We start from the raw sequence: 22,398 nt of genomic DNA on the forward strand, positions 1-22,398 counted from the left end.
CCGCGGCCTTCTCCAAGGCCCGCCTCCGTGATGTACTTGCATATCCGACGGACTGGCTCACCCCAGTCCCCTAAGACGCCGAGAGGAGGCGAGTCCAGTGATCAGCATCAACACCAGCAACATCAGCACGGCCAAACTGACCGATCGCTCGGCCGTCTCCACGTGCATGCTCGGCGCCTCGAACCAGGGCACCGGTCTGTCCGGCATCCGTGCCGCACGCCCGGCGTCCTCCCTGTCTCTCGCGGGTCTTCCCGTCCGGGAGCGGAATGAGCGACCGACCAAGGCACTGGAAGCGGTAGCGGCACAGGCACATGCCTATGCCTTTGCGGCGGCCGGTGCCGGATTCCGGAAGCAGACGACGCAGCACCACCAGATGTGGGCCTTCCGTGGGCCAGAACCCTGGAGTGATCCAGCCTGACAGCCGATCAGGCCGGCGCCTTCAGGGCCGCGGAACCCCACCCGGGATCCGCGGCCCTTCTGTTTTCCCCCAACGGGGACGACGGAGCGAAGGGGCCTCGGGGCAAGAAAGAACCCGGTACCAGCCGCCACCCGGTCAACAGGCCGGAACGAACAGACGAGGAAAACCAACCGTGCAACTCGAAGCGCACGCCCCGTCAGTACCGCCTTCACAAACGATCCCCCCGCCCGGCCTCACGGAGGACTCCACCTTGATCCCCCTCACCGCGCTCACCGCGCTCGACGACGCCATCGAGAACCTCGGCGTACCCGTCCCCTGCCGCTCCTACGACCCGGAGGTCTTCTTCGCGGAGTCGCCGGCGGACGTCGAGTACGCCAAGTCCCTGTGCCGTACCTGCCCGCTGATCGAGGCCTGCCTCGCCGGCGCCAAGGAGCGGCGCGAGCCCTGGGGCGTCTGGGGTGGAGAGCTGTTCGTCCAGGGCGTCGTCGTCGCCCGGAAGCGGCCCCGTGGTCGCCCGCGCAAGAACCCGGTCACAGCATGAACACCGCAGGAACGATCGACCGTCCCCTCACGCACGACCCCAAGAAGCAGGCCCCGATGAAGCCGTCCGTCAGCGAGCCCGCCGGCTCCGCGACCACAGATTTCACCACCAGCGGCGCGACCGAAGCGCGCCAGAACAGGACCCGAGAAATGCAACTCATGCAAGAAGCCCTGGCACGTGCGCATATGCACGACCGGCTGCATGACGCCGACCAGGAACGCCGGGCCGTGCGCCTGGCCGTCGCCCAGCGGATGCAGCGCCGGGCCGAGCGCGCCTCGCTGCGCGCCCGCCGCGCGCTCGCCATGGCCGTCATGCAGTAACGAACACACCTGAGAAGCGGTGGCCTCCCTGCCCGGGGAGGCGCAGTTTTCCCCGCGGGGGCCGGTCCGGCCGAACGGACCGGCCCCCGCGGTGCGTTGCACGGGCGATCGGCGGCCGGAGGGTTATCGTCGCCAGGTGACGAGTCTTCCCGGAGGAAGCGATCAGGGCGGCTCCACCACGGAGCACGGGCTCCCCGTCGTGTGCGCCCGCTGCGGCATCCCCGCCGGGGGCTCCCCGCCGGTCACCTGGACCTGCTCCGTGGAGAACGGCGCCCGACAGTACTTCTGCGAGGCCTGCTCGCGGGAGAACCTGAGGGCGATCGAGGGGCGGCTGGACTCGGCCTGGTGGTGAACCCCTTCTTCGGGGCCCCTCCCCCCTCCCACCCCGCCCCTCCCCACCCCACTTCAAGGCACCCCTGACTCCAGAGCACCCCTCACCACAGGGTGCCTAGTCCCTCAAGCACCCTTCATCACAAGGCGCCCCGGCTCTCAAGCACCCTCGCTCCAAGACCCCGGATCAGGCCTCCGCCGCCGGTTCCTCCTCCGTCAGTTCTGCTTCGGGGACGAAGCCCGGCAGCCATTCCTCGAGTTCCTCGCGGAGCCGTACGGTGGCACCCAGTTGGCACAGCACACCGATCGTGCTCAGCGTCACCCGGTGGATCAGCAGGTAGGCCGGCGGCAGGTTGAGCCGCTTGCCCAGCTGGTACGCGGGGGAGCGCGGATCGGCGATGCGGGCGGCCTGGCTGCGCATCCAGGAGCGGGTGAAGGTGAACGCGTCGACGCGGGCCGGCTCGATGATCGGCAGCAGGTAGTCGAGCACCGCGTCGGGGTCCAGCTCTATGGACTCCTTGACGAAGCCCTCCTCGCAGAGGTGCTCGTAGACGGTCTCGGCGTCGCCGTCCAGCGTCAGTCGCAGTGAGATCCCGATCGTCTCCGGCAGGCCCCCGGGGAGCCGGTCGACGGTGCCGAAGTCCAGAACGCCGAGGCGCCAGTCCTCGTCGCTGTCCGGGGCCCCCGGCAGCAGCCGGAAGTTGCCCGGGTGCGGGTCGGCGTGCAGCAGGCCGGTGCGGGCCGGGCCCGAGAACAGGAAGCGGGCGAGGAGCTGACCGGCCCGGTCGCGCTGCTCCTCGGTGCCGTCCGAGATCACCTCGGACAGCGGGATCCCGTCCATCCACTCCGTGACCAGCACCTGCTCGCACTGGTGGACCACGGCAGGGACCACCACGTCAGGGTCGTCGGTGAACTCCTCGGCGTGTGCCGCCTGGGCCTGGGCCTCCAGCCCGTAGTCCAGTTCCTCGGAGACGCGGTCCCTGAGCTCGGCGATGAGCGGCTTGATGTCCATGCCGGGGATGAGCGGGCCCAACAGGCGGGCGAAGCGGCTCAGTTGGCCGAGGTCGGACAGCAGGGCGTCACCGGCGCCGGGGTACTGGACCTTGACGGCGACCTCGCGGCCGTCGTGCCACACCGCTCGGTGCACCTGGCCGATCGAGGCCGCGGCCGCCGGCTTGTCCTCGAACTCCTCGAAGAGGTCGCGCCAGTCCGGACCGAGCCGCTCCTCGAGCACCGCGTGCACGGTGCGGGTCGGCATCGGTGGTGCCGCGTCCTGGAGTTTGGTCAGGGCCGCACGGTAGGGGCCGGCGACCTCCTCGGGCAGCGCGGACTCGAAGACGGACAGGGCCTGCCCGAACTTCATCGCGCCGCCCTTCAGCTCGCCGAGCACCTTGAACAGCTGCTCCGCCGTCCGCTGTTGCAGCTCCCGGCCGACGATCTCCGCGGACTCGCCCACGATCCGCTTGCCCAGCCCCCACGTGGCCCGGCCTGCGAAGCCGAGCGGGAGCGCGGCGAGCTTGGCGGTCCGGGTGACCGCCTTCCGGGGAAGATCAGACATGCGCCCTCCAAGTCCCAGTCGGCCGTGCCGCGCCTGCTTCGCTTGCTCGCTCCGTCGACGGCCGTTGCACCGCCATTGTCGCGCGTGGCCGCCCATCGGTTGAGGAGTGCTCCCCCTTGGCTTTGTCCGCCGCGCCGCAGCGGCATGCCGGATGCGGCCAGATCGGGCGGGAATGCCAGTTCAGACCGGGTACGGACACTTCCCAGCGGGCTCCGGTGGCCGACGGCGATTTTCCGTCGAGGAAGGCCAGGGCGTGGGCCGCGGCCAGTCCGGCGACCGTCGTGGACAGGGTCAGGTCGCAGGCGGGAGCCTGGCGGGTCCTGCCGGAGCGCCACTGGGCGATCAGCCGGGGCCAGACCGGATCACGGTCCGTGCGCTCCTCGTGCAGGCAGCCGGCGCAGGCCGTCTCGCCGGGCAGGACGAGCGGGCCGACCACGCCCGTGCCCTCCACGACACCGGCGTACAGGTGCGGGGTGCCGGAGGTCATGAGGGGTTCGGCGGCGCTCGGGTCCGGTGCGTGCACGGCGACGTCGTCCCTGGGAGTGAGGATCACCAGGGAGAGTCCGGGGTCCCGGGCGCCGGATCCGGGGGAGTGGGGGTTGCGGGGCGGGCGGTCCGGGGCGGCGCGGCGGACGGCGGCCCGCGCGGCCGTGTCCCGGCGTTCGGTGACCGACTCCGCGGGCAGGCCGCCGGGCGCCACGTCCCACGGCTGGACGTGTCCGGTGTCGCGGACGTCGACCTCGCCGACGCCGGCGCCCGACAGGACGGAGGCCACGAGGGCGCCGACGCGTCCCGTGCCGTGCACCTGGACGCGCAGTGCGCGGCGGGCGGCGAGCAGGGCGAGCGGGCCGCCGGGCTCGGGTGTGGTCAGGGTGAGCGAGGCGAGGTCGGGGCGCAGCCGCCGCAGGACCTCGTCCTTCCCGCGCAGCGTGTCGGCGGCCGGTCCGCCGCCGCGCGCGTCGTCGACGAGGCCGGCTCCGGCCAGGCGGTCCACCAGTGCGTCGACGCGCCCGTCCGGCAGGTTCGCGCGGCGGCCCTCCTCGCGCAGCAGGGGCAGTCCCCGGGTGCCGTTGAGCAGGTCGAGGAAGCTGCCGGTGGCGGTGTCCATCGGCCCCAGTGTCAGTGCGTGCGCCGGTGTCATACCGAACTGCACGGTGTCGAGATCGCGCCAGCCGCGCCGCAGCGCGGGTTTCACCATGGGATGCATGAGCGGGCCCCCGTAGCCGTTGGGACAGCGGCGGAACCGGTCGTGTTCCGCCGACGCATGCCAGCATGCCCGGCTGGACCGTCGGGTGCCGAGAGTTGTCCACAGGCAGGGGTGTTTGTCATACAAGCCAGTTAGGGCAAAGGGTGCAAAGCGGATTTTCTGACGGGTCGTACGAATCAAACGCATGGTGGGGGATCCACAGAGAACCGTCCCGGAGCCGGGACTTTGCCCTCGCCCAGCGGGTAACGTCGGGGCGTGCCCGCCGACCCACTGCACCGCGCCGGAAAACCACAGCGCAGCACGACGAGCCAGCCGCCCAGCGGCTCGGGGGTGAGCGCGATCGAGGTCCGCAGAAGTGACCGGCGCCGCCGGACGGTCTCCGCGTACCGCGAGGGCGATCGCACTGTCGTGCTGATCCCCGCCCGGATGTCGAAGGCGGAGGAGCAGCGCTGGGTGACCGTCATGCTGGACAAACTCGCTGCTCAGGAGAGCCGGCGGGTGCTCGGCGACGCCGAGCTGGCCGAGCGCGCACAGCGGTTGTCGGCCCAGTTCTTCGCCGGCCGGGCCCGGCCGGCCTCCGTGCGCTGGGTCACCAACCAGAACACCCGCTGGGGTTCGTGCACACCGGCCGAGGGCAGCATCCGGCTCTCGCACCGGTTGCAGGGCATGCCGGAGTACGTCATCGACTACGTGCTCTGCCATGAGCTGGCGCATCTGCTCGTGCCCGGTCACGGGGCGGACTTCTGGCAGCTGCTGGAGGCCTACCCGCGCACCGAGCGGGCCCGCGGGTATCTGGAAGGGGTGGTCGCCGCCGAGCGGCTGCCGCACGTGCCCGGCGCGCGGGGTGAGTGACCGGCCCGTGTGAGCGGCGGGGCGCGGTTGTGTACCGGGTGTGTACCGACCCGGACCGGCGGGGGAGGTTGTCGGCCGTTGCGGTTAGCCTGGCGCGACGCACTCGTATTCGGGATGGGGGACGGTCGTATCGCATGGCCAGGGAATTCCAACGCGGTCACAAGGCCAGGATCAGCGATCTGACGGCAGGCACGGATCTGTACGTGGGCGTGCAGATCTCAGGCCCCGGGCTGACCTTCGACATCAGCTGCTTCGGTCTGGACGCCGACGAGCGCCTCTCGGACGACCGGTACTTCGTCTTCTTCAACCAGCCGAAGTCCCCGGAGGAGTCCATCCAGCTGCTGGGTGCCCAGGCGGGCGACACGGAGTCGTTCCGGGTCACGCTCGACCGGATCCCGTCGGGGATCCGCAAGCTGTCCTTCACGGCGACCATCGACGGCGCCGGACAGATGTCGCAGATCGGCCCCGGATACCTGCGGATCGTCGCGGGCGGCGAGGAGGTCGCCCGGTACTCCTTCAACGGGTCGGAGTTCTCCACCGAGCGAGCCGTGATGCTCGGTGACTTCTACTTCAAGGACGGCTGGCGGTTCGCCGCCGTCGGGCAGGGTTTCGACGGCGGCCTGGAGGCGCTGCTGAAGAACTTCGGCGGCGAGGTGCTGGAGGAGGCGCCGGCCGCCCCCCAGCAGCCGCAGTCCGGCGCCGCCCCCAGTTTCGCCCCGCCCGCCCAGGCCACGGCTCCGCCCGCGTTCGCCGCCCCGGCGGCCCCCGGGCCCACGCCGGCCCCCGCTCCCGCGGCGCCGCAGCCCGCCGCGCAGGGCTTCGCGACCCCGCCCGGTGGCACGCCCCCGCAGGGTTTCACGACCCCGCCCGGTGGCACGCCCCCGCAGGGTTTCGCAACCCCGCCCGGCCACACCCCGCCGCCGCCCCCGGCACCCGGCCCGGTGCCCGCGCCGAACGTGCACGGAGCGCCGACGGTCATCGCGCCCCTCGCCCCGCCCCCCGGTGGCACGGTCCCGCCGCCGGCCCCGGCCCCCGCGCCCTACGGACAGCCGCATCAGCAGCCGTACGGCCAGCCGCCCCAGCAGCCGTCCTACGGCGGGCAGCCGGCCGCGCCGATGCCCCCCGGCTACGGACAGCAGCCCCCCTACGGCGGCCAGCAGGCCCCGCCCATGCCCCCGGGCTACGGCCAGGTCCCCGGACAGCAGGCCGCCGCCTACGGAGTGCCGCAGGGCGCCCCCCAGGGCGGCGCCGGAGTGTCGGCCGCGCTGCAGAAGTTCAAGGAGAAGCCCACCGGGCAGCGCTGGACGCAGCAGAACAAGAAGCTCGTCCGCGTCGACCTCGGCATCGGCGGGCAGCCCGTGCTGGCCCGGCAGGGCAGCATGGTGCTCTACCAGGGCAAGGTCGACTTCGGCTACAAGGGCGCCGGGTTCGCCGGGCGGATCGTCGGCAACGCCACCGGCCAGGAGATGCAGCTGATGCGCTGCACCGGCAACGGCCAGGTGTTCCTCGCCGAGAACTCCACCCATCTGCACCCGGTCGAACTGCAGGGCGACGCCATCTGCGTGTCCGCCGAGAACGTCCTCGCCTTCGACGAGAGCCTGCAGTACGAGGTCCGCCGCATCGAGGGCCACGGCATCCCGGGCGGCGCGCTGTTCACCATGCAGTTCCAGGGCACCGGCACGATCGTCGTCAAGACGCACGGAACGCCCGTGGTCCTGCCGGTCACGCCGACCACCTTCGCCGACTGCAACGCGGTGGTGGCCTGGTCGGCGGCCTCCCAGGTGATCGTCTCCAGCCAGGTCCGCATGCGCCGCAACGCCTACCCCGGAGACACCGGCGAGAGCGTCAACCTCCAGTTCCGGGGCGCGCCCGGCAACTTCATCGTCGTCCAGCCCTACGAGGTCTGAGGGAGCCCGTCATGAATGAGCAGCTCGCGGGCTACGCCCCCGCACCCGTCACCGCCCGCATGGAGAACCACGGCGACCACATGCTGAAGGTCGCCATGCAGACCGGCAACGACCTCCTCGCGCGCGTGGGGTCGATGGTCGCCTACGAGGGCTTCGTCCAGTACGAGCCCAACCCGCCCGCCGTCCGCCAGATCGCCCGCGACTGGATCACCGGCGAGGGCGCTCCTCTGATGAAGTGCACGGGCGACGGCCTCCTCTACCTCGCCGACTACGGCGCCAACGTCGTCGTGATCAACCTCAACGGCGACGGCATCTCCGTCAACGCCACCAACCTGCTCGCCTTCGACGCCCACCTCAGCTGGGGCGTGGAGCGGGTCAAGGGGCTCGCGAAGTTCGCCGGGCAGGGGCTGTGGAACACCAGGATCTCCGGGCAGGGCTGGGTCGCGCTGACCTCCCGGGGCACGCCGATCGTCGTCGACTGCGGCGGCGGCGAGGACGAGACGTACGTCGACCCCGACGCGCTCGTCGCCTGGTCGCCGAACCTGAAGGTGAAGGGCAAGCGCAGCTTCAAGGCGCAGTCGCTGATCGGCCGGGGCAGCGGCGAGGCCTACCAGATGGCCTTCTCCGGGCAGGGCATCGTCGTCGTCCAGCCCAGCGAGGACAGCACCGACCGTCTCCGGATCCGGGGCTGAGGGGGAGTCAACAAGCCATGCAGAGCCCGCTTTTCGCACACAACGACATCCAGACGCAGGAGCGCTGGAGCCTGCAGAACTCGCAGCTGCTCCGCGTCGTCCTGGAGGGCCACGACGACATCCTCGCCCGCAAGGGCACCATGGTCGCCTACCAGGGCCTGGTCGAGTTCGACGCCGAGTACCGCAGCAACAGCCAGGCACGCGCGCGTGCCCACACCGGTGAGGGCCTGGACCTGATGCGCTGTCACGGACAGGGCACGGTCTACCTCTCCAACCTCGCCCAGCACGTGCACATCATGGACGTCGAGCAGGACGGCCTGACCGTCGACAGCTCCTACGTCCTCGCCATGGACTCCTCGCTGTACCACGAGGTCGTCGCCGTCGACAGCCTCTACGGCGTCTCCGGCTCCGGGAAGTACCAGCTGAACATCACCGGGCGCGGCAAGGTCGCCCTGATGACCTCGGGCGCGCCGCTGATGATGCAGGTAACGCCGGACCGGTACGTCAACTGCGACGCCGACGCGATCGTCGCCTGGTCCACCGGGCTGCGCGTGCAGATGCAGGCCCAGACGCACTCCTCCGGGGTGTGGCGGCGGCGCGGCAACACCGGTGAGGGCTGGGAGCTGAGCTTCATGGGCTCCGGGTTCGCGCTGGTCCAGCCCAGCGAGCTGCTGCCACCGCAGAACGCGGTCATCGGGCAGGGCCTCGCCGCCCAGTTCGGCATGGGCCAGCACGGGGCCCGCGGGCAGAACCAGGGCAACGTCTGGAGCTGACCGTCCGGACAGCGGATGTAAGGGGCGGCCGCCCATGCGGCCGCCCCTTACCCGTGTGCGCGGGACGCTCAGAGCCTGGCCCGGGTCGCCTCGAGCAGCCGTACGACCGAGCCGTCGGCGACGGCCGGCACCTCGTCGTAGGCGAACCAGCGCAGGTCCAGCGACTCGTCGCTGATCGCCTCGACGGCGCCGGCCGGGGCGAGCGCCGCGTACTGGACGTCGAGATGCCAGGCGCACGGCGTGTGGTGGCGGTCCAGGCGCACCGGCCCGCCGGGCAGCAGGGACAGCTCCGCGACGCCCGACTCCTCCGTCGCCTCACGCAGGGCGGCCTGCGCCAGGGTGGCGTCGGCCGGCTCGCAGTGACCGCCCATCTGCAGCCACATCCGCAGCTTGCGGTGCAGGGTGAGCAGCACCCGGCCGTGCGCGGGGTCGATCACCAGCGCGCTCGCCGTGATGTGCCCGTCCGCGCAGGCCTTCCACATGCCGTCCGGGTGCGCCGCCAGGTGGTCCAGGTAGGTCTGGCGCAGCTCGTCCTGGCCCTCGTACCCCTTCAGGACGAGGGCCGCGTCGTCGTGGAGGCTCACTCGGTGTCGTCGCCCTTGGCCTCGCCGTCGTCCTTCTTGTGCAGGTCGGGCTTGTCGGCCGCCTCGCCGAGCATCTTGTCCAGCTCGGAGAAGTCCATGTGCTCGCGGTGCACGAAGCCGTCCGGGTCGTCCAGGTCGGTGGCCGTCGGCAGCATGTCCGGGTGGGCCCACAGACCGTCCCGGCCGTCGATCCCGCGCGCGTCCGTGAGCGAGGCCCACAGCCGGGAGGCGTCGCGCAGCCGGCGCGGGCGCAGCTCCAGGCCGATCAGCGTGGCGAACGTCTGCTCCGCCGGACCACCGGTGGCCCGGCGCCGGCGCAGGGTCTCGCGCAGGGCGTCGGCGGACGACAGACGCGGCTTCGCGGCCGCGTGGACCACCGCGTCCACCCAGCCCTCGACGAGGGCCAGAGCGGTCTCCAGACGGGCCAGGGCGGCCTTCTGCTCGGGCGTGTCCTCGGGCTGGAACATGCCCTGCTGGAGCGCGTCCTGCAGTTGCTCGGGGTTCTGCGGGTCGAACTGGCCGACCACGTCCTCCAGCTTGGCCGTGTCGACCTTGATCCCGCGCGCGTACCCGTCGACCGCGCCGAACAGGTGCGAGCGCAGCCACGGCACATGCGCGAAGAGACGCTGGTGGGCGGCCTCGCGCAGGGCCAGGTAGAGCCGTACCTCCTCCTGCGGCACACTGAGGTCCTTGCCGAAGGCCTCGATGTTGGCCGGGAGCAGCGCGGCCTTGCGGGCCGGGCCGAGCGGCAGGCCGATGTCGGTGGAGCCGACGACCTCGCCCGCGAGCACGCCGACGGCCTGCCCGATCTGCGTGCCGAACATGGCGCCGCCCATCGAGCGCATCATGCCGATCAGCGGGCCCGCCATGGCCTGCATCTCCTCGGGCAGCACGTCGCCCATGGCCGCGCCGACGCGCTCGGCGACCGGGTCGACCAGCTCCTGCCAGGCCGGCAGGGTCGCCTCGACCCACTCCGCGCGGGACCAGGCCACCGCGGAGGCGGAGCCCGAGGGCAGGGACGTCGCGTCGTCCAGCCACAGGTCGGCCAGGCGGACGGCCTCCTCGACCGCCCTGCGCTCGGCCGGGCCCACGCTGGCGTCCTTCGTGCCGTCCGGGGTGCCCTGGGAGACCGTCTGGCGGGCGATCTGCTTGGCCATGTCCCAGTTCACCGGGCCGCCCTCGTAGGAGAGCATCTGGCCCAGCTGCTGGAACGCGGCGCCCAAGTCGGTGGGGTTCAGGGAACCGAACATGGCTGCGAGCGGATTGTCGGCGCCCGGGCCGCCAAAGCCCCCGGCCCCGGGTGCCCCGAAACCGAACGGGTTGGCTGGTTCCTGCCCACCGCCGCTCTCCTGGTCCTTCTTCTTGCCCTCGTCGCCGTCGTCCGGCTCCTCCGGCGGAAGGCCGAATCCGAATGGGGTGTCACTCACGGGATTCCTCGGCTGGTAAGGCCACCGGTCTGTCTCCGGCGGCGCGGCTGCCCGACAACACCACCCAGCCTAGACACCCGGACCCGATCGGGCCTCGGTGCTTCGTCCACGGCAGGCCTGCGGCAGGATGGATGCACCTGGTACGCGCGCGTCCCACGCGCTCGTACTGAAGACAACCGCTGGAGACGCCCGGTGAGTTCCCCAGATCCGCAGGTTCGCGCAGCGCGAAACCGTTCAACCCCTCCCGTCGTGCGCGGCCCCGTCGTCGCGGTCACCGGCGCCGCCACCGGGGTCGGCGCCCTGCTCACCGAGCGGCTCGCCGCGTCGGAGGAGATCAGGCAGGTCGTCGCGATCGACGAGCGGCGCGGCGAGTGCGCCGACGCCCAGTGGCACATCCTCGACGTGCGCGACCCGGCCATCGCGGACAAGCTGCGGGGCGCCGACGTGGTCGTGCACCTCGCCCTCGACCTGGACCTGGGCAGCGACGCGGCCGCCCGCACCGCCTACAACGTCCGGGGGACGCAGACCGTGCTCACGGCCGCCGCGGCGGCCGGGGTGCACCGGGTGGTGCTGTGCACCTCGGCGATGGTCTACGGGGCGCTGCCGGACAACGAGCTGCCCCTGTCGGAGGACGCCGAGCTGCAGGCGACGGCGGAGGCCACGGGCGTCGGGGACCTGCTGGAGATCGAACGGCTGGCACGGCGCGCGCCCCGGGCGCATCCGGGGCTGAACGTCACCGTGGTGCGGCCCGCCGTGCTGGTGGGCGGCACGGACACCGCGCTGACCCGGTACTTCGAGTCGCCGCGGCTGCTCGTCGTCGCCGGATCGCGGCCCGTGTGGCAGTTCTGCCACGTCGAGGACCTGTGCAGCGCCCTGGAGTACGCCGTGCTGGAGAAGGTCGACGGGGAGCTGGCCGTCGGCTGCGACGGGTGGCTGGAGCAGGAGGAGGTCGAGGAGCTCAGCGGGATCCGGCGCATGGAGCTGCCGTCGGCGGTGGCGCTCGGCGCGGCGGCCCGGCTGCACCGGATCGGGCTCACGCCGTCCCCGGCGGGCGACCTCGCGTACACGATGTACCCGTGGGTGGTCAGCGGGAGCCGGCTGCACGACGCCGGGTGGCGGGCGAAGTGGACCAACGAGGAGGTGCTCGCCGAGCTGCTGGAGGAGGTCTCCGGACGGCACACGGTCGCCGGGCGCCGGCTCGGGCGCAAGGACGCGACGGCCGCGGGGGCCGCGGGCGCGACCGTGGCGCTGCTCGGCGCCGCCGCCGTGGTCCGGCGGGCCCGGAAGGCACGGCGGCGGGTCTGACGGTGCCCGGCCCGGCCGGGGAACGTCCCCGCGTACCTGTAGAAGGCTCCAAGAACGCCCGCGCGCGTGCCTGGTGAATCTCGTATTCCCCGTTGTCCGGGGCGTGCGGCACGATGGGGGCATGGCTGAGACGACCGAGCACCCTGGTGAGCACGCGGCGCAGGATCCCATCAAACTGATCGGCATCCGGGAGACCGCGCTCTCCGTGGACGAGGTGTTCCGGGCCGTCGGCGACGCCGCGGCCGGCGGGATCGCGCTGTTCGTGGGGACCGTGCGCAACCACGACGGGGGCGCCGACGTCGACGCGCTCGGCTACTCCTGCCACCCCAGCGCCGAGGACGAGATGCGGCGGATCGCCGAGAAGGTCGTCGCGGACCATCCGGTGCGGGCGCTCGCCGCCGTCCACCGGGTCGGTGAGCTGGGCGTCGGTGACCTCGCCGTCGTCGTCGCCGTGGCCTGCCCGCACCGGGCGGAGGCCTTCGACGCCTGCCGCAAGCTGATCGACGGCCTCAAGCACGAGGTGCCGATCTGGAAGCACCAGCAGTTCTCCGACGGCACCGAGGAGTGGGTCGGCGCCTGCTGAGGCTGCGCCGAACCGGTCACTCCCGGCACACCCTCCCCCCGGCTTGCGTAACCGGCCCCCTGGCGTGAGCGTTGTCAGTGCGGATGGTTAATCTGCTGATCAGTCAGTTGCGGACGCTCGGTGCGTTGGGAGGTCGGCATGGGGGCGCTTGTCTGGCTGCTGATCCCGCTCTTGGCCGCGATCGGCGGTGGGCTGTGGGGCAGTTGGGCCAATCGGACCCGCAGGGTGCGCAGCGACGGGCCCGAGCTGGACGGGTACGCCCGGTTCCGGGAGGCGATGGAGAAGTCGCCCCGGGACGCCGGCGGCGCGTGACGGGTGCCCTGACGGTGCGCTGACAGAGGCGTCCCGTACTGTCGTGGCATGCCACGCCGCACCGCGACGATGCTCGCCTCCACCCTGATGCTGATCGCGCTCCTGTGCGCGGGAGTGCTCATCCCCGTGCCGTACGCGGAGATGTCCCCCGGCCCGACCGTGAACACGCTCGGGGACCACGACGGCGAGCCGGTGCTGCAGATCGCCGGGCACAAGACGTACCCGGCGAGCGGCCACCTGAACATGACCACCGTCAGGGTGACCAGCGCGGACTTCCGGATGAACCTGGTGGAGGCCGTCTACGGCTGGCTGTCGCGCGACAGCAAGATCGTGCCGCACGACACGCTCTATCCGGACGGTACGACGGAGGAGCAGTCCACCCAGCAGAACGCCGAGGAGTTCAGCCAGTCCCAGGAGAGCGCCAAGGTCGCGGCCCTCAAGGAGCTGGGCGTCCCGGTGAAGTCCTGGGTGATCGTTTCCACCGTGGTCAAGGGCTCCCCGGCCGAGGGCAGGCTGCACGCCGGAGACGTGATCAAGGCCGTCGACGGCACGGCGATCAAGCAGCCGGCCGATGTCGCCAAGCTGGTCACCAAGCACTCGCCGGGCCAGAAGACCGTCTTCACCGTCGTGCCCGCCAAGGACCAGGCGGCCGCCGAGAAGGCCGGCAAGACGGCGACCAGGACGCAGGACGTGACCCTCACCACGGCCACCTCGGACGACAGCGGCGCCAAGCGGGCCATCGTCGGGATCTCCGCCGGGACCGACCACACCTTCCCGTTCGACATCGACATCAAGCTCGCCGACGTCGGCGGACCGAGCGCGGGACTGATGTTCGCCCTCGGCATCTACGACAAGCTCACCCCGGGCGACCTGACCGGCGGCAAGTTCGTCGCCGGCACCGGCACCATCGACGACAACGGCACGGTCGGGCCGATCGGCGGCGTCGACATGAAGACCGTCGGCGCGCGCAGCATGGGCGCCCAGTACTTCCTGACGCCCGCCGACAACTGCGCCGCCGCCGCCAAGGACACCCCGAGCGGCCTCACCCTGGTGAAGGTGAAGACCATCGGTGACGCGCTCGACGCCCTGAAGGACATCCGCACCGGCGACACCGGCGCTCTGCCCAAGTGCTCCACGAAGGGCTGAGCAGCTCGTGACACGCCTCGGGCGCCCCGCGGAACGCCGGGCGGCGCACGACACGGCTGGTACGACCCGCAGACCGCCGAGCCGCTCCCTGACACGGCTGATACGCCTCGCGGACCGCTGAGCGGCTCATGACACGGCTGGGGGCGCCCCGTGGAACAGGAGCGCCCCATCGCCGTACCGGCCGGCGTCAGTCCGCGAACGTGGCCGCCAGGGCGTCCGCGAGGCCCGGCACCAGGTCCGGGCCGGTCAGGACCTCCGTGGGGGTGTCCTTCTCGCGCAGCCGCAGCGCCGACTCGCGGGTGCCGTCCCGCAGCACCGCCACCGTCATGCGGACCTCCTGGCGCTCGGGGTGCTCGGCCACCCACTTCGCCAGCTTGGCCTCGCTCAGGTCCTTCGGGACCTGCGCCTCGGCGGACGGCGGCAGCATCATCCGCTCCACCGTGAGCGCGCAGCCGGCCACAGGGTCGGGCCAGGCGATCGTGCCGAGGAACTCGTCGAGGGGCTTGCCGGACGGGATCTCGTCCTGCTCGATCGGGGTGAGACCGGTGGTCTCGGGCTCGTCCTGCAGGCCCAGCTGGGCCGCGAGCGCGGGTTCCTGGGCCCGCAGCCGAGCGGTGTCTACGAGGGCGAAGAGGCGAGCGGGCTGGTCCCAGCCGAGGCCGGAGGTGTACTCGTCGATCTCGAGTACGGCCCGGGTGAGCGGGTTCGCTGCCATGGGAGTGTTGGACATGGTCACAATCCTGCCTCGTTCGTGACCGGAATCGGGAACCGAGCAAAGCGTGAGTAAGTTGCATAGGTGTTGGCCCGCGATCACGGGGGGCCAGGGAGGGCTCGCGAACACGGGGGCCTGACGGATCGACAGCGACTTCGAGGGGCGCACCTTGGCTTTCCAGATGCCGGACCGCGGCGGAGGCCCGACGGGGCCACGGACGGGCGCGGGCCGCCCGTCCCGGCGGGTGAGGACCCTGCTCCTGACACTGGGCGTCCTCGCCGTCCTCGGCATGGCGTTCACCATGTTCGCGGGCTTCTGGACGGACTGGCTGTGGTACCGGTCGGTGCACTACTCGTCCGTGTTCACGACCACGCTGTGGACCAAGACCGGGCTCTTCTTCGTCTTCGGCCTGCTGATGGCGGTCGCCGTCGGCTTCAACATCTGGCTGGCGCACCGGCTGCGGCCCCCGCTGAGCGCCATGTCCATGGAGCAGCAGAGCCTGGACCGCTACCGGATGGGCATCGCGCCGTACAAGACATGGCTGCTGCTCGCCGTCACCTCCCTGGTCGGGCTCATCGCGGGGGCCTCGGCGGCCGGCCAGTGGCGCACCTGGCTGATGTGGGTGAACGGCGTGCCCTTCCACCAGAAGGACCCCCAGTTCCACCTGGACGTCTCCTTCTACGCCTTCCAGCTGCCCTGGTACCGGTTCCTGCTGGGCTTCGGCTTCGCCGCCGCGATCCTGTCCCTGATCGCCGCCGCCCTCACCCACTACCTGTACGGCGGACTGCGCGTCACCAGCCCCGGCGCGCGCGCCACCGCCGCGGCGACCGGCCATCTGTCGGTGCTGCTCGGCATCTTCGTCGCCCTGAAGGCGGTCGCCTACTGGCTCGACCGGTACGGCCTGGCCGTCAAGTCCAGCGACTTCAAGGCGACCGGCGACTGGACCGGCCTGCGCTACGTCGACGCCAACGCCTATCTGCCGGCCAAGACGATCCTGTTCTGCATCGCCGTCATCTGCGCGCTGCTGTTCTTCGCCACCCTGTGGCGGCGCACCTGGCAGCTGCCCGTCATCGGCTTCGGCCTGATGGTCCTCTCGGCGATCCTGATCGGCGGGCTCTACCCGGCGATCGTGCAGAAGTTCCAGGTCCAGCCCAACGAGCAGGCCAAGGAAGCCCCGTACGTCCAGAAGAACCTCAAGGCGACGCGTGAGGCGTACGGCATCGACGACACCAAGGTCACCGAGTACGCCGGCAAGGCCGCGACCACGGACAAGACGAAGCTGCGGGGCGACGCGGACGACGCGGCGAGCATCCGGATCATGGACCCGAACATCGTCTCGCCGACGTTCCAGCAGCTCCAGCAGATGAAGAACTACTACGGGTTCCCGACCAACCTGGACGTCGACCGGTACACCAAGGACGGCAAGGACCAGGACACGGTCATCGGCCTGCGCGAGCTGAACCTGGACGGCATCCCGAAGAACAACTGGATCAACGACCACTTCCGCTACACGCACGGCTACGGCGCGGTCGCCGCCAAGGGCACCGAGGCCGACTCCCAGGGCCAGCCGGTCTTCACCGAGTACGACCTGCCGTCCACCGGCGCGCTCGGCACCTACCAGCAGCGCATCTACTACGGCGAGAAGACCACCACCTACTCCATCGTCGGCGGTCCCCAGAAGGAGATCGACTACTCCGACGACAGCGGCGAGAAGACCACGAGCTACCCGGGCAAGAGCGGTGTCAACCTCGACAACCCGGTCAACCGGGCCGCGTACGCGGTGGCGTTCAACGAGCCGCAGATCCTCTACTCGGGCGCGATCGGCAAGGGCTCGCGGATCCTGTACAACCGCACGCCCAAGGAGCGCGTCGAGGCGGTCGCCCCCTGGCTGACCATCGACGGCGACGCCTACCCGGCGGTCGTGAACCACCGCATCCAGTGGATCGTCGACGCGTACACGACGTCGAACGGCTACCCGTACTCCTCCCGTACGACCCTCGGCGACACGACGGCCGACTCGCTGACCGCCACCAACAACAACCGCACCGTGGTGGCCCAGCAGAACCAGGTCAACTACATCCGCAACTCGGTGAAGGCGACCGTCGACGCGTACACCGGCGAGGTCAAGCTCTACCAGTGGGACACCCAGGACCCGGTGCTGAAGACCTGGATGAAGGCCTTCCCGGGCACGGTGCAGCCGCGCGGCGCCATCTCCCCGGACCTGATGGCCCATCTGCGCTACCCGCAGGACCTGTTCAAGGTCCAGCGCGAACTGCTCACCCGGTACCACGTGACGGACGCGCAGACGTTCCTCACCGGCAGCGAGGTGTGGCAGGTGCCGGACGACCCGACCAACAAGTCGGGCAACGCGGTGCCGCCGTACTACCTCAGCATGAAGATGCCCGACCAGAGCGCGCAGGCGTTCTCGCTGTCGACGACGTTCACGCCCAACGGCCGGGACAACCTGAGCGCGTTCATGTCGGTCGACGCCGAGGCGGGCACCAGCGACTACGGCAAGATCAGAATCCTGAAACTGCCGACCAGCACGACGGTCGACGGACCCAAACAGGTCCAGAGCCAGTTCAACTCCGAACAGGACATCGCCGCCGCGATCAAGCTCCTCAAGGGCGGTGACTCGGAGGTCGAGTACGGCAACCTGCTGACCGTGCCGCTGGACGGCGGACTGCTCTACGCGGAGCCCGTCTACGTACGCGGTGGCGGGCTCAAGTACCCGCTGCTGCGCAAGGTGCTGGTCACCTACGAGGGCAGAACGGCCTTCGAGAACACGCTCGGCGAGGCACTGGACAAGGTCTTCGGAACCCAGGGCCCGGCCACCACACCACCGGACACCGGCACCACCACCCCGCCCTCGTCGAGCAATCCGACGGTCCAACAGGCCCTGGGTGACGCCCAGAAGGCCTTCCAGGCGGGCCAGGATGCCCTGAAGCAGCCCAACGGGCCCGACTGGACCGCGTACGCCAAGGCGCAGAAGGACCTTCAGGACGCGCTGAAGCGGGCCCAGGAGGCGGAGGCCAAGGCCGGCAGCGGCAAGAACGGCGACAAGGGCACCGGCGGCAAGGGGAGTTGATCAAGGGCACCCCACGTCGTGGTACGGTTACCAGGCAAACGGCGCGGGGTGGAGCAGCTCGGTAGCTCGCTGGGCTCATAACCCAGAGGTCGCAGGTTCAAATCCTGTCCCCGCTACTGCGATCGAAGGCCCGGATCCCAAGGGATCCGGGCCTTCGTGGTGTGCGAACTCATGTACTGAGGGGAGGTACGGCCGCGCCGCCGCGGGGAGTTGAGTGGGGTGTGTTTGACTTGTCGCCCTGTGGGCATGTCGACAAAACGCTGTAGTGACCTCACGGGCTGCGGTATACCGGGTGTACCCAGGTTGCAGGTGGTGCGACGATGGACGTTATGGGGGACAAGGCAACTCTGTTCGAGTCAGGGCGATTTGTGCAGCCTTCCGGCGAGGAGCCGGCCCGGGACGAGATGGGCGACATGGGGGAGGAGGCCGCCGAGGAGGTACGCCTCGGGCTCGCCGCGCAGAGCGGCGACGTCGAGGCGGCGAGCGTCCTCGGGGCCCTGCTGCTGCGCCGCGGCGACCTCGACGGAGCCGAGGCCCATCTGCGGGCCGCCACCGCGGCCGGTGACCGGGCCGCGGCAAACAACCTGGGTGTCCTCCTGCACCAGCGCGGCTACGCCGACGAGGCCGCCGGCTGGTGGCGGATCGCCGCCGTGGCCGGTTCCGCCGCCGCCGCGCACGCCCTCGGCCGCCACCACCGCGAGCGCGGTGACGAGCCGGCCGCCGAGTACTGGCTGCGCCAGTCCGCCGAGCAGGGCCACGTTCTCGGTGCCTACGCGCTCGCCGACCTTCTGGAGCACCGGGGGGACGCCGGGTCCGGGCGCTGGATGCGGATCGCCGCCGAGCGGGGCCACCGGGAGGCCGCCTACCGGCTGGCGCGCGCCCTCGACCGCACGGCCGGACACGGGGACGAGAGTGCCGCTGACAACGCTGTCGCCGAGACCGAGCAGTGGTACCGGCAGGCCGCCGCGCGCGGCCACCGGAGGGCCGCTCTGCACCTCGGCGCGATCCTGGAGAAGCGCGGTGAGCTGAAGGAGGCCGGGCGCTGGTACCTGACCTCCGCCAAGGACGGCGAGCCGCGGGCCGCCTGCGCGCTCGGCTTCCTGCTGCGCGACGCGGGCGACACCGAGAGCGCGGCCGTGTGGTGGCTGCGCGCCGCCCAGGACGGCGACGGCAACGCGGCCAACGCGCTGGGCGCGCTGCACGCGGAGCGCGGCGAGACCCAGACCGCCGAGCGCTGGTACCGCGCGGCGCTGGACGCGGGCGACGACAACGGCGCCTACAACCTCGGGCTGCTCTGCGCCGAGCAGGGGCGCACCGCGCAGGCCGAGCAGTGGTACCGGCGCGCCGCCTACGCCGGGCACCGGGAGGCCGCGAACGCGCTGGCCATCCTGCTGCTCCAGGGCGGCGACACCACCGGGGCCGAGCCGTGGTTCTCCAAGGCCGCGGAGGCCGGGAGCGTGGACGCCGCGTTCAATCTCGGCATCCTCTACGCCGGGCGCGGCGAGGAGGTGACGGCGCTGCCCTGGTACGAGCAGGCGGCCGCCGCCGGGCACACCGAGGCCGCGCTCCAGGTCGGCATCGCCCGGCTGCGCGAGGGCGACGAACGGGAGGCCGAGCGGCACCTGCGCTGTGCGGCGGGCGGCGGGAGCGCGGAGGCCGCCTACCGGCTCGCCACCCTGCTCGACGCCCGGCGCCCCCCGGACCCGGCGCACGAGCTGGGGGAGATCGTGCACGAGAAGACCGAGTGCGAGGAGTGGTACGAGCGGGCCGCGTCCCAGGGGCACCGGCGGGCGAAGGTCCGCGTGGGGATGCTCGCGGCGGCCCGCGGCGACGTGGTGGAGGCGGCCCGGTGGTACCGGGCGGCGGCCGAGGCCGGGTCGCGCAACGGCGCCTTCAACCTCGGACTGCTGCTCGCCCGCGAGGGGAGCGAGCCGGAGGCCGCCGTGTGGTGGACCCGGGCCGCGAACGCCGGGCACGGACGGGCGGCGCTGCGGCTGGCCCTCCTCTACGCGCGTCGTGGCGAGCTGGCGGAGGGGCAGAAGTGGGCGGACCGGGCGGTCGCGCTCGGCCCGGCCGAGGTAGCGGAGCGGGCGGGGCGGCTGCGGGACGCGCTGCGCGAGGAACTGTCGGCGTGACAAGGCCGGACGCGCCGGGTTACGGCCGGTTTCTCCCGGTCGCCCGCGGGTTCCGGCGGGCCGGCACGTGACGCCGGACACCTCGCGCCCCATGGATTTGCTTCTCGGTACCGCTCTCCCGTAATGTCGTGTTCACCGACGCGGGGTGGAGCAGCTCGGTAGCTCGCTGGGCTCATAACCCAGAGGTCGCAGGTTCAAATCCTGTCCCCGCTACTCAGGACCGAGGGCCGGAATCCAGAAATGGATTCCGGCCCTCGGTGTTTGCACGGGTGTACGAAGAAGCCCCGGTGCCGCATGGGCGCCGGGGCTTCTCGGTGCGTGTGGGCGCGTCCTGCTACGCGCTCGAGCAGTTCGGGCAGAGCCCCCGGTACGTGACCTCGACGTCCGACACCGTGAAGCCGAAGCGCTCCGTGTCGGGGAGGTCGGCGAGCGGGTTGCCCGTCGGATGGACGTCGCGGATCGCGCCGCAGTGGGCGCAGACCAGGTGGTGGTGCGGCCGGTGCGCGTTCGGGTCGTACCGCTTGGCGCGCTTGTCCGTCGAGACTTCCAGCACCTCGCCGAGGGAGACCAGTTCGCCCAGCGTGTTGTAGACGGTCGCCCGGGAGATCTCGGGCAGCTTCGCGACGGCCCGCGCGTGGACCTCGTCGGCTGTCATGTGGACGTGCTCGCCGTCGAGGACCTCGGCCACCACGCGTCGCTGCGCGGTCATCCGCCATCCGCGTCCACGCAGTCGTTCCAGAAGGTCGCTCATGGCTACCAGCCTAACAGCAGGGGGGACCAGGACGGGAATAGGTGTGAGATTGGATCTGCATTTGACTTAGACCTTGTCCAATATAGGATCGAGCCCGGCTTTGGCCACGGGACAGGACGAGTCAGGAATGACGCAGGAGGCGCACGTGACGCAGGGACCGCTCACCACGGAGGCCGGTGCCCCGGTCGCCGACAACCAGAACAGCGAGACGGCGGGCGTCGGCGGGCCGGTCCTGGTCCAGGACCAGCTGCTGCTGGAGAAGCTGGCCCACTTCAACCGCGAGCGCATCCCGGAGCGGGTGGTGCACGCCCGCGGCGCGGGCGCCTATGGCACCTTCACGGTGACCGCCGACGTCACGCCGTACACGCGGGCCGCCTTCCTCTCCGAGGTCGGCAAGGAGACCGAGGTCTTCCTGCGCTTCTCGACCGTGGCCGGAAACCTCGGCGCGGCGGACGCCGTCCGGGACCCGCGCGGCTTCGCGCTGAAGTTCTACACCGAGGAGGGCAACTACGACCTCGTCGGCAACAACACCCCCGTCTTCTTCATCCGGGACGCGATCAAGTTCCCCGACTTCATCCACACCCAGAAGCGCGACCCGTACACGGGCAGCACGGAGGCGGACAACGTCTGGGACTTCTGGAGCCTGTCGCCCGAGTCCACGCACCAGGTGACCTGGCTCTTCGGCGACCGCGGCATCCCCGCGTCGTACCGGCACATGGACGGCTTCGGCTCGCACACCTTCCAGTGGAACAACGAGTCCGGCGAGGTCTTCTGGGTCAAGTACCACTTCAAGACCGACCAGGGGATCAGGAACCTCACGGCCGAGGAGGCCGAGGCGCTGGCGGGCAAGGACCCCGACTCGCACCAGCGCGACCTGCGTGAGGCGATCGAGCGCGGCGAGTTCCCGAGCTGGACCGTGGGCGTGCAGATCATGCCGGCGGCGGACGCGGCGGCCTACCGCTTCAACCCGTTCGACCTGACCAAGGTGTGGCCGCACGCCGACTACCCGGTCGTCGAGATCGGCAGGCTGGAGCTGAACCGCAACCCGCGCAACGTCTTCGCCGAGGTCGAGCAGTCGATCTTCTCGCCGGCGCACTTCGTGCCGGGCATCGGCCCCTCGCCGGACAAGATGCTCCAGGGCCGGCTCTTCGCGTACGGCGACGCGCACCGCTACCGCGTCGGCATCAACGCCGACCACCTGCCGGTGAACCGTCCGCACGCCACCGAGGCGCGCACCAACGCGCGGGACGGGCGGCTGTACGACGGCCGGCACGGCGCCGCCAGGAACTACGAGCCGAACAGCTTCGGCGGGCCGCGGCAGAGCGGCCGTCCGCTGTGGCAGCCGTTCGACGGCTTCACCGCCGCCACCGGTGACCACCCGACGCCGGCGCACGCCGAGGACGACGACTTCGTGCAGGCGGGCGACCTCTACCGGCTGATGTCGCCCAAGGAGCAGGAGCGGCTGGTCGCCAACCTGGCCGGGGCGATCTCCCAGGTCTCGCGCGAGGACATCGCCGAGCGCGCGATCGGCAACTTCGCGAGCGCCGACGCCGAGTTCGGCAAGCGGCTGGACGCGGCGGTACGGACGCTGCGCGGCTGAGCCGGCACACCTGCCCGGCGACCACGGCCGGACGGGCACACCGCCGGGCGACTGGGGCTGCGCACCCGGCCACGCCGGACCGGGGGTGCTTGCCCGCGTCTTCAGGGCCTGGGGGGCGTCCCCAGGGCGGGCCGGACCCCACGGTGCTCGGGGTCCG

At 71.4% G+C, this 22,398-nt stretch carries 21 protein-coding genes and 2 tRNA genes; 17 read left to right on the plus strand and 6 right to left on the minus strand.

Annotated elements, in window-relative coordinates:
- Positions 1–97 precede the first annotated feature (97 nt).
- The 4 genes from ACZ7FF_RS24165 to ACZ7FF_RS24180 all read left to right on the plus strand — a co-directional run bounded on the left by ACZ7FF_RS24165 (position 98) and on the right by ACZ7FF_RS24180 (position 1,631).
- Positions 98–418, plus strand: a complete 321-nt coding sequence (locus tag ACZ7FF_RS24165) for a hypothetical protein (RefSeq protein ID WP_470814343.1) — start codon at positions 98–100, stop codon at positions 416–418.
- A 172-nt stretch (positions 419–590) separates the two neighbouring features.
- Complete coding sequence (locus tag ACZ7FF_RS24170) at positions 591–959, plus strand: WhiB family transcriptional regulator (protein WP_053664703.1); 369 nt, start codon at positions 591–593, stop codon at positions 957–959.
- Complete coding sequence (locus ACZ7FF_RS24175) at positions 956–1,279, plus strand: hypothetical protein (protein ID WP_470814344.1); 324 nt, start codon at positions 956–958, stop codon at positions 1,277–1,279. Before ACZ7FF_RS24170 ends, ACZ7FF_RS24175 begins: the two co-directional genes overlap by 4 nt.
- 136 nt (positions 1,280–1,415) lie before the next feature.
- A complete protein-coding gene (locus ACZ7FF_RS24180; protein WP_470814345.1) occupies positions 1,416–1,631 on the plus strand; it encodes a hypothetical protein in 216 nt (71 codons plus the stop codon).
- Between the two features lie 165 nt (positions 1,632–1,796).
- On the opposite strand, the gene ACZ7FF_RS24185 is transcribed toward ACZ7FF_RS24180, so the two are convergent.
- Positions 1,797–3,167, minus strand: coding sequence for an ABC1 kinase family protein (locus tag ACZ7FF_RS24185; RefSeq protein ID WP_470814346.1), 1,371 nt, complete (start codon positions 3,165–3,167; stop codon positions 1,797–1,799).
- Positions 3,160–4,374, minus strand: a complete 1,215-nt coding sequence (locus ACZ7FF_RS24190) for a TOMM precursor leader peptide-binding protein (protein WP_470814347.1) — start codon at positions 4,372–4,374, stop codon at positions 3,160–3,162. The genes ACZ7FF_RS24185 and ACZ7FF_RS24190 overlap by 8 nt, the downstream gene beginning before the upstream one ends.
- A 255-nt stretch (positions 4,375–4,629) precedes the next feature.
- Between ACZ7FF_RS24190 and ACZ7FF_RS24195 the strand changes: the two genes are divergently transcribed.
- The 4 genes from ACZ7FF_RS24195 to ACZ7FF_RS24210 all read left to right on the plus strand — a co-directional run bounded on the left by ACZ7FF_RS24195 (position 4,630) and on the right by ACZ7FF_RS24210 (position 8,598).
- A complete protein-coding gene (locus tag ACZ7FF_RS24195; RefSeq protein WP_470814348.1) occupies positions 4,630–5,226 on the plus strand; it encodes a M48 metallopeptidase family protein in 597 nt (198 codons plus the stop codon).
- Positions 5,227–5,360: 134 nt separating this feature from the next.
- The gene (locus ACZ7FF_RS24200; RefSeq protein ID WP_470814349.1) at positions 5,361–7,133 is read left to right on the plus strand and encodes a TerD family protein; all 1,773 of its coding nucleotides are present in this window, start codon (positions 5,361–5,363) and stop codon (positions 7,131–7,133) included.
- 11 nt (positions 7,134–7,144) lie between these two features.
- The gene (locus ACZ7FF_RS24205) at positions 7,145–7,825 is read left to right on the plus strand and encodes an AIM24 family protein (RefSeq protein WP_470814350.1); all 681 of its coding nucleotides are present in this window, start codon (positions 7,145–7,147) and stop codon (positions 7,823–7,825) included.
- A gap of 17 nt (positions 7,826–7,842) precedes the next feature.
- Complete coding sequence (locus ACZ7FF_RS24210; RefSeq protein WP_470814351.1) at positions 7,843–8,598, plus strand: AIM24 family protein; 756 nt, start codon at positions 7,843–7,845, stop codon at positions 8,596–8,598.
- Positions 8,599–8,666: 68 nt separating this feature from the next.
- Here ACZ7FF_RS24210 and ACZ7FF_RS24215 read toward each other — a convergent pair whose 3' ends face one another.
- A complete protein-coding gene (locus ACZ7FF_RS24215) occupies positions 8,667–9,182 on the minus strand; it encodes an NUDIX hydrolase (RefSeq protein ID WP_470814352.1) in 516 nt (171 codons plus the stop codon).
- Entirely contained in the window at positions 9,179–10,609 is a 1,431-nt protein-coding gene (locus ACZ7FF_RS24220) for a zinc-dependent metalloprotease (protein ID WP_470814353.1), read from the minus strand. The genes ACZ7FF_RS24215 and ACZ7FF_RS24220 overlap by 4 nt, the downstream gene beginning before the upstream one ends.
- A 192-nt stretch (positions 10,610–10,801) precedes the next feature.
- Here ACZ7FF_RS24220 and ACZ7FF_RS24225 point away from each other — a divergent pair, with 192 nt between their 5' ends.
- From ACZ7FF_RS24225 to ACZ7FF_RS24240, 4 genes are all read left to right on the plus strand, one after another.
- Complete coding sequence (locus ACZ7FF_RS24225) at positions 10,802–11,914, plus strand: SDR family oxidoreductase (RefSeq protein ID WP_470814354.1); 1,113 nt, start codon at positions 10,802–10,804, stop codon at positions 11,912–11,914.
- A gap of 121 nt (positions 11,915–12,035) precedes the next feature.
- Positions 12,036–12,497, plus strand: coding sequence for a molybdenum cofactor biosynthesis protein MoaE (locus tag ACZ7FF_RS24230; protein WP_470814355.1), 462 nt, complete (start codon positions 12,036–12,038; stop codon positions 12,495–12,497).
- 138 nt (positions 12,498–12,635) lie between these two features.
- A complete protein-coding gene (locus ACZ7FF_RS24235; RefSeq protein ID WP_470814356.1) occupies positions 12,636–12,809 on the plus strand; it encodes a hypothetical protein in 174 nt (57 codons plus the stop codon).
- A 48-nt stretch (positions 12,810–12,857) separates the two neighbouring features.
- Complete coding sequence (locus tag ACZ7FF_RS24240; protein WP_470814357.1) at positions 12,858–13,955, plus strand: YlbL family protein; 1,098 nt, start codon at positions 12,858–12,860, stop codon at positions 13,953–13,955.
- A 187-nt stretch (positions 13,956–14,142) separates the two neighbouring features.
- On the opposite strand, the gene ACZ7FF_RS24245 is transcribed toward ACZ7FF_RS24240, so the two are convergent.
- Positions 14,143–14,685, minus strand: a complete 543-nt coding sequence (locus ACZ7FF_RS24245; protein WP_470814358.1) for a PPA1309 family protein — start codon at positions 14,683–14,685, stop codon at positions 14,143–14,145.
- Positions 14,686–14,848: 163 nt separating this feature from the next.
- Between ACZ7FF_RS24245 and ACZ7FF_RS24250 the strand changes: the two genes are divergently transcribed.
- The 4 genes from ACZ7FF_RS24250 (at position 14,849) to ACZ7FF_RS24265 (ending at position 20,103) form a co-directional block, all read left to right on the plus strand.
- Positions 14,849–17,755, plus strand: coding sequence for a UPF0182 family membrane protein (locus ACZ7FF_RS24250; RefSeq protein WP_470814465.1), 2,907 nt, complete (start codon positions 14,849–14,851; stop codon positions 17,753–17,755).
- 42 nt (positions 17,756–17,797) lie between these two features.
- A tRNA-Met gene (locus ACZ7FF_RS24255) sits at positions 17,798–17,871 on the plus strand.
- Between the two features lie 204 nt (positions 17,872–18,075).
- Complete coding sequence (locus ACZ7FF_RS24260; RefSeq protein ID WP_470814359.1) at positions 18,076–19,890, plus strand: tetratricopeptide repeat protein; 1,815 nt, start codon at positions 18,076–18,078, stop codon at positions 19,888–19,890.
- Between the two features lie 139 nt (positions 19,891–20,029).
- Positions 20,030–20,103 (plus strand) — tRNA-Met (locus ACZ7FF_RS24265).
- A 121-nt stretch (positions 20,104–20,224) separates the two neighbouring features.
- On the opposite strand, the gene ACZ7FF_RS24270 is transcribed toward ACZ7FF_RS24265, so the two are convergent.
- Positions 20,225–20,641, minus strand: coding sequence for a Fur family transcriptional regulator (locus tag ACZ7FF_RS24270; RefSeq protein WP_470814360.1), 417 nt, complete (start codon positions 20,639–20,641; stop codon positions 20,225–20,227).
- A 145-nt stretch (positions 20,642–20,786) separates the two neighbouring features.
- Here ACZ7FF_RS24270 and ACZ7FF_RS24275 point away from each other — a divergent pair, with 145 nt between their 5' ends.
- Complete coding sequence (locus ACZ7FF_RS24275; RefSeq protein ID WP_470814361.1) at positions 20,787–22,241, plus strand: catalase; 1,455 nt, start codon at positions 20,787–20,789, stop codon at positions 22,239–22,241.
- Positions 22,242–22,398: the final 157 nt, after the last annotated feature.

The organism is Streptomyces sp. NPDC037126 (genome assembly GCF_055605965.1).

What these genes read in the sequence shown, in the direction of transcription:
- ACZ7FF_RS24175 (WP_470814344.1), top strand. Translation starts at nt 956, where the DNA reads ATGAACACCGCAGGAACGATCGACCGTCCCCTCACGCACGACCCCAAG.
- ACZ7FF_RS24185 (WP_470814346.1), bottom strand. Translation starts at nt 3,167, where the DNA reads ATGTCTGATCTTCCCCGGAAGGCGGTCACCCGGACCGCCAAGCTCGCC.
- ACZ7FF_RS24190 (WP_470814347.1), bottom strand. Translation starts at nt 4,374, where the DNA reads ATGCATCCCATGGTGAAACCCGCGCTGCGGCGCGGCTGGCGCGATCTC.
- ACZ7FF_RS24200 (WP_470814349.1), top strand. Translation starts at nt 5,361, where the DNA reads ATGGCCAGGGAATTCCAACGCGGTCACAAGGCCAGGATCAGCGATCTG.
- ACZ7FF_RS24205 (WP_470814350.1), top strand. Translation starts at nt 7,145, where the DNA reads ATGAATGAGCAGCTCGCGGGCTACGCCCCCGCACCCGTCACCGCCCGC.
- ACZ7FF_RS24210 (WP_470814351.1), top strand. Translation starts at nt 7,843, where the DNA reads ATGCAGAGCCCGCTTTTCGCACACAACGACATCCAGACGCAGGAGCGC.
- ACZ7FF_RS24230 (WP_470814355.1), top strand. Translation starts at nt 12,036, where the DNA reads ATGGCTGAGACGACCGAGCACCCTGGTGAGCACGCGGCGCAGGATCCC.
- ACZ7FF_RS24235 (WP_470814356.1), top strand. Translation starts at nt 12,636, where the DNA reads ATGGGGGCGCTTGTCTGGCTGCTGATCCCGCTCTTGGCCGCGATCGGC.
- ACZ7FF_RS24240 (WP_470814357.1), top strand. Translation starts at nt 12,858, where the DNA reads ATGCCACGCCGCACCGCGACGATGCTCGCCTCCACCCTGATGCTGATC.
- ACZ7FF_RS24245 (WP_470814358.1), bottom strand. Translation starts at nt 14,685, where the DNA reads ATGTCCAACACTCCCATGGCAGCGAACCCGCTCACCCGGGCCGTACTC.
- ACZ7FF_RS24250 (WP_470814465.1), top strand. Translation starts at nt 14,849, where the DNA reads ATGCCGGACCGCGGCGGAGGCCCGACGGGGCCACGGACGGGCGCGGGC.
- ACZ7FF_RS24260 (WP_470814359.1), top strand. Translation starts at nt 18,076, where the DNA reads ATGGACGTTATGGGGGACAAGGCAACTCTGTTCGAGTCAGGGCGATTT.
- ACZ7FF_RS24270 (WP_470814360.1), bottom strand. Translation starts at nt 20,641, where the DNA reads ATGAGCGACCTTCTGGAACGACTGCGTGGACGCGGATGGCGGATGACC.